This is a genomic window from Sphaerisporangium sp. NPDC049002, from assembly GCF_040649355.1.
Taxonomy (GTDB): domain Bacteria; phylum Actinomycetota; class Actinomycetes; order Streptosporangiales; family Streptosporangiaceae; genus Sphaerisporangium.
In genome coordinates, this window is record NZ_JBEZFH010000333.1 from 1 (window position 1) to 5,211 (window position 5,211).

Consider the following 5,211-nt stretch of genomic DNA (forward strand, 5'->3'; position numbering starts at 1 on the left):
GAGAGGGTTCGGAGGCATTCCAGCAGGGGTGGGGGATGCCTGCCCGCCCCGCCGAAGTGCGTCTCGACGTAGCGGCGGGCCAGCGCGCCCCAGATCGGCGCGGTCGCCCCGATGCCCACCGAGCCGGTGGAGTAGTCGGCCGGGTCGGGGTCCTTGGTGCGGCTCGGGTAGCTCTGCAGTCCGCCCAACTGGCGCAACGTGGTGAGGTACGACGCGTCGAGCTCGCCCAGCAGGTAGTTGATGGCGTGCAGCACCGGCGACGCGTGAGGCTTCACCGACACCCGGTCGTCGGCGGTGAGACACTCGAACCACAGCGATGTCATGATCGACACGATGGACGCGCTCGACGCCTGGTGCCCGCCGACCTTGAGCCCCGTCGGGTTCGGGCGCACGCGGTTGGCGTGGTCGACCATCGCGGTCGACAGCCAGAGCACCCGCTGCTCGATCTCGCGGAGAACGTCGAGGTCGTCAGCCGGAGCGGCCGGAGCGGAGGAGGCCACGAGGTCCATGTGGTTCATCGATACTTGCCTCTCCAGCAGACGCCAGCCGTCGCTCCGTTGAGCACTTTGCTGAGCCATGCTGACCAACGACGTCGGGTATGCGCAAGAGCACCCCGATTAAGTAAGCTTCATGCACGGTTTTATAGGGGCAACCCCAGGAAGGTGAGGCAGTATGCGCAGCTCGGGAACGCTCGACCGGGTCGACGCACGGCTGCTCCTCGCACTCATCGAGAGCCCGCGGGCCACCGTGCTCGCGCTGGCGGAGCAGGTGGGCCTGTCGCGCAACACGGTACAGGCCAGGCTCGCCAAGCTGGAGGAGCGCGGAGTGCTGGCGGCCTTCGAGCGGAGTCTCGATCCCGAGGTACTCGGATACCCCCTGACGGCGTACATCACCGTGCGGGTCGACCAGCACAGGCTCGCGGCGGTGTCGGACGGTCTCGCCGGCATCCCCGAGGTCATCGAGGTCCTCGGCATCAGCGGAGGGGATGCCGACCTGTTGGTGAGGGTCGCCGCCAAGGACGCCGACGACCTCTACCGGGTCGCCGGCCGGATCCTCGCCACCCCCGGCGTGGAGCGCACCACCACCGCCCTGGCGATGCGCACGCTGGTCGGCCACCGGGTCACCCCCCTGCTGCACCGCACCGCCTCGGGCGACGAGGGCCAAACGAACGCCCCGGCCACACGCACATAAGCCGCCCGGCCGGCGACGGCCCTGAAGGCCGATTCCCCGCGCGGCGGTGGCCGGCTACCGAAGGCCGGTTTGTGGGCCCTCTCGGGGCAGGGCACCGCCGGGCCGCCCCGGCGTCAGGGGACGCCGGATTCGAGCTAGGGGACGAACCTCTCGTTGTGGACGCAGTGGGTCATCGTCAGCCCCGTCACGTCGCGAGGACCGTTCTTCCCGAGGCTGGAGAGCCTCTTCTTGTCCTCTTCGGTCAGGTCCTGGCCCGGCAGCGGCGCCAGGTGCGCGACGTCCTCGGGGCCGATGCCGAGACCCGCGCCCACGCGGAGCCCGAGGTCGTCCTCTGCCATGAGGAAGTGCCAGACCATGCGCTCCTGCACCGCGCGGTCACACTCGGCGATCATGGTGGTGAAGTTCAGCACCAGGTCGTCGCGTTCCCACTCCTCCATCAGCAGGTAGCGCTGGCCCGCCTGCTCGTAGTCGTTGGTCCGCGGGATGCGCTTGCGCGTCAGCCGCCCCCCGATGACCGGGCCCTGCTCGTCGTGCGCGGGGTACCGCCCCTCGCGCAGCCCGCCGGTGATGGAGGGCTCGTAGTTGACGTGCGGGTTCTCGCCCTGGCCGTCGACGTGGTAGGTCATCTGCCCGTCGCGCTGGTTCGTGCGGACCTCGGCGTGCTTGGCCCGGTTCACCGGTAGCTGCAGGTAGTTCGGGCCCACCCGGTGGCGCTGGGTGTCGCTGTAGGAGAACGTCCGCCCGACGAGCATCTTGTCGTCGGAGAAGTCCAGCCCGTCGATCAGCACGCCGGTGCCGAACGAGATCTGCTCGTTCTCGGCGAAGATGTTGGCGACGTTGCCGTTCAGGACCATCCGCCCGACGGGCAGCGCCGGGAACCGGTCCTCGGGCCACACCTTAGTGTCGTCCAGCGGGTCGAACTCCAGCTCCGGGTGCTCGTCGTCGGTCATGATCTGCACCCGCAGCTCCCACTCCGGGTAGTCGCCGCGGTCGATCGCGTCCTGGAGGTCCTTGGTGGCGTGCCCGAGGTCGCGTCCCTGGACGGTGGCCGCGTCGGCGGCGGTCATGCTCCTGACGCCCTGCTTGGGGATCCAGTGGTACTTCACCAGGTGGGTCTCCCCGCGCTGGTTCACCCACTTGTAGGTGTTGACGCCGAACCCCTGCATATGGCGGTAGTCCGACGGGATGCCCCGGGGGCTGAACAGGTTGATAATCATGTGCATGCTCTCCGGCGTCTGCGACATGAAGTCGAAGATCCGTTTCGGTTCCTGGTGGAACGTCACGGGGTCCGGCTTGAGCGAGTGGATCACATCGGGGAACTTGATGGCGTCCCTGATGAAGAACACCGCGAGGTTGTTGCCGACGAGGTCCCAGTTGCCGTCCTCGGTGTAGAACTTCACGGCGAAACCGCGCGGGTCGCGGGCGGACTCCGAGGAGTCCCTTCCGCCGATCACCGTGGAGAACCGGACGGCCACGTCGGTGCGCTTGCCCTTCTCGCGGAACGGCGCGGCACGGGTGTAGCGGCTGATCGGCTCGTCACCCAGGTAGCCGGTCGCCTCGAAGAACCCGTATGTGGTGATGCCGCGCGCGTGCACGACACGCTCGGGGATACGCTCCCGGTCGAAGTGGCTGATCTTCTCCAGGAACTGGTAGTTCTCCAGCGTCGCGGGACCTCGGGCGCCGACCGTCCGCTGGTTCTGGTTGTCGTAGATCGGATGGCCCTGCCGGTTCGTCAGCACCGGTCGCTCGTCGCTGGGCTCCGGTCCGGTGCTCGACACGTCCGTCATGACGACGGCTCCCTCCCTCTGACGGTCACGGTCGTGAACCCCTATCCGCTTTCACCCCCACCGAAGCCCGTGCTTCAGTCAAGAACGGGTGTGGTGACGACCGTCACAGCACCGACGCTTCCAGCACCTCGTCGTCGCTGGAACACCAGCTCGCGACGGCCCGATCACCCTTCCCTGACCCGCTCCCGGACGACGACGAGGACTGACCGGCGCTCAGGGGGCGTAGGCGGGCGGGGACGCCACGCGCCCGCGCCGGGCCGGGCGCCAGGTGCTGACCATCGCGAAGGCCAGCAGCAGCTCGGCGACGTCCCCTCCGTAGTACATGATCTCGGCGCCGCCCCGTAGCTGGGCGGTGGGCGCCGGGATGTCGACCAGGATCCCGGCGTACATGAGCTGGGACAGCGTGGCGTGCACCGCGACCGCGACGCCGAGCACGACCAGCCGGCGCGGCACCGAGGGGCGGCGCGGCGCCGGGTCGGGCCCGGCGACGACCCAGGCGAACAGGCACCCCGCGAGCAGGAAGTGCGCGTGGACCAGGTGGTGGAGCATCGGATGGCCCGCCGTCACCCGGTACAGCGGGGTCAGGTACAAGGCCGCGAGCCCGCCCACGCTGAGCGCCAGCGCGACCCACGGGTCCGCGGCGGCGTGGAGGGCACTGCTTCGCAGCACCGCCGCGAGGGCACGCCGCTGACGAGGGGAGGCCGATCGCAGCACCAGCGTCACCGGGGCGCCGAGGACCAGGCCGAGCGGCGCCAGCATGCCGAGCAGGAGATGCTGGAGCATGTGCCAGCGGAAGTCGTGCTCGGCGAACGGGGCCGGCGGCGGCAGCGACCCCGCCGCCAGGAGCAGCGCGCCGGCGGCGAAGCTCGCCGTCCGCCAGTGGCTCCAGCCCCTGGACTCCCCGCGCCGCCGGGCCGCCAGCACGGCGTAACAGCCCGCGAGCAGGACGGCTACGACGGGGAGGGCGGCTCCCTGGCCGTGCGCCTCGTGCGTGTGCATGGTCAGGCCTGGTGCGCGGAGCGGTCCCGGCACAGGTCGACGACCGTGCCGCCCCGGCTCAGCAGCACGCCGCCCGCGACCAGCAGGGCGCCGAGGACGAGGAACCCGATGTCCCACCAGGTCTGGTACGCGTCGGTGCGCACGTGGTGGATGGCCAGGATGTGGTGGTCCACGGTCCCCTCGACGAGGTTGAACAGCCCCCACCCGACCAGGCCCCACCCCCACAGCACGCGGGATCTCCAGACCCGGCCGCGCGAGTGGGTGACCCGCGAGTACAGCAGGCCGAGGCCCGCGAGCACCGCGAGCCAGGTGAACACGTGGAAGAAGCCGTCCCACATCGTGTTCATCTCCAGCCCGCCGACCGTGTGGGGCGAGTAGTACCGCACGCCGATGTGGTCGCTGTCGGTGCTGCTCAGCATGTGATGCCACTGGAGCACCTGGTGGAGCAGGATCCCGTCGACGAACCCGCCGAGTCCCACGCCGAGGACGATGCCCGGCAGCATGAGATCCCGCCCCGCACCGGCCCCGCCGGCAGAACCGATCGCCATCATGGCCCCCTCCCGGAGCGATCACCAGTCCGTCACCTCCCCCCGCGTGGCGGCGCGTAAGCCGGGCTTGATCATCTGCTTGCGCGGAGCGTGATCACGCCAGAAGTGAACGCGGTCTTGCTCCACCGGCCTGCTCCGCGAGAAGGTCGTCGCGGGGGCCGACGCGGAGGAGACGGATGACCGGGGAGAGCGTTCCGTCCCTGTGGAGGAACCGCGACTTCGTCGTCTTCATGAGCGCGCAGACCCTCTCCAGCGTCGGTGACTCGATCTCCTATGTAGCGCTCCCGCTGCTCGTCCTGCACGTGACGGGCTCGGTCGTCCAGATGGGCGTCGTCACCGCGCTCGCCGGGGCCGCCTCGACCGTCACGGGGATCTTCGCCGGGGTCGTCACCGACCGGGTCGACCGCCGCGCCCTGCTGCTGGTGTGCGACGTCGCGCGGTGCCTTCTCTACGCGGTGATACCGCTCGCCTGGTGGATCTCCCCGCAGACGTGGGTGCTCTACGTCGTCGTGCCGCTCGCGGGCGTCTTCTCGATGCTGTTCCAGGTCGCGTACGTCGCGGTCGTGCCGCGCCTGGTGGCGCCCGGCCAGATCACCAAGGCCAACGGCCACCTGTACGGCACGTACGCGGTGGCGAGCGACGGGGGCCCCATGCTCGCGGGCGACCTGTCGGGCCTGTGGGGACCG

Annotated in this window: 5 protein-coding genes and 1 pseudogene; 2 read left to right on the forward strand and 4 right to left on the reverse strand. The window is 70.0% G+C overall.

The features are described from left to right. Positions 1 to 518, reverse strand: a pseudogene (locus AB0B89_RS34660) (pyruvate dehydrogenase); the annotation flags it as partial. A 154-nt stretch (positions 519 to 672) separates the two neighbouring features. Between AB0B89_RS34660 and AB0B89_RS34665 the strand changes: the two are divergent. Further along, positions 673 to 1,191, forward strand: a complete 519-nt coding sequence (locus AB0B89_RS34665) for an Lrp/AsnC family transcriptional regulator (protein ID WP_358561461.1) — start codon at positions 673 to 675, stop codon at positions 1,189 to 1,191. Between the two features lie 134 nt (positions 1,192 to 1,325). On the opposite strand, the gene AB0B89_RS34670 is transcribed toward AB0B89_RS34665, so the two are convergent. The 3 genes from AB0B89_RS34670 to AB0B89_RS34680 all read right to left on the reverse strand — a co-directional run bounded on the left by AB0B89_RS34670 (position 1,326) and on the right by AB0B89_RS34680 (position 4,525). Then, positions 1,326 to 2,978, reverse strand: a complete 1,653-nt coding sequence (locus AB0B89_RS34670) for a catalase (protein WP_358561464.1) — start codon at positions 2,976 to 2,978, stop codon at positions 1,326 to 1,328. Positions 2,979 to 3,191: 213 nt separating this feature from the next. Further along, positions 3,192 to 3,977 carry a cytochrome c oxidase assembly protein gene (locus tag AB0B89_RS34675; RefSeq protein WP_358561467.1) on the reverse strand — a complete coding sequence of 262 codons (786 nt, stop codon included), beginning with the start codon at positions 3,975 to 3,977 and terminating at the stop codon, positions 3,192 to 3,194. Between the two features lie 2 nt (positions 3,978 to 3,979). Beyond that, positions 3,980 to 4,525, reverse strand: coding sequence for a DUF2243 domain-containing protein (locus AB0B89_RS34680; protein ID WP_358561469.1), 546 nt, complete (start codon positions 4,523 to 4,525; stop codon positions 3,980 to 3,982). A gap of 176 nt (positions 4,526 to 4,701) precedes the next feature. Here AB0B89_RS34680 and AB0B89_RS34685 point away from each other — a divergent pair. Continuing rightward, the coding region (locus tag AB0B89_RS34685; RefSeq protein ID WP_358561471.1) for an MFS transporter at positions 4,702 to 5,211 on the forward strand (510 nt) is incomplete at its 3' end.

Coding starts and splice junctions, on each gene's coding strand:
- AB0B89_RS34670 (WP_358561464.1), bottom strand. CDS start 2,978: ATGACGGACGTGTCGAGCACCGGACCGGAGCCCAGCGACGAGCGACCG.
- AB0B89_RS34665 (WP_358561461.1), top strand. CDS start 673: ATGCGCAGCTCGGGAACGCTCGACCGGGTCGACGCACGGCTGCTCCTC.
- AB0B89_RS34680 (WP_358561469.1), bottom strand. CDS start 4,525: ATGGCGATCGGTTCTGCCGGCGGGGCCGGTGCGGGGCGGGATCTCATG.
- AB0B89_RS34675 (WP_358561467.1), bottom strand. CDS start 3,977: ATGCACACGCACGAGGCGCACGGCCAGGGAGCCGCCCTCCCCGTCGTA.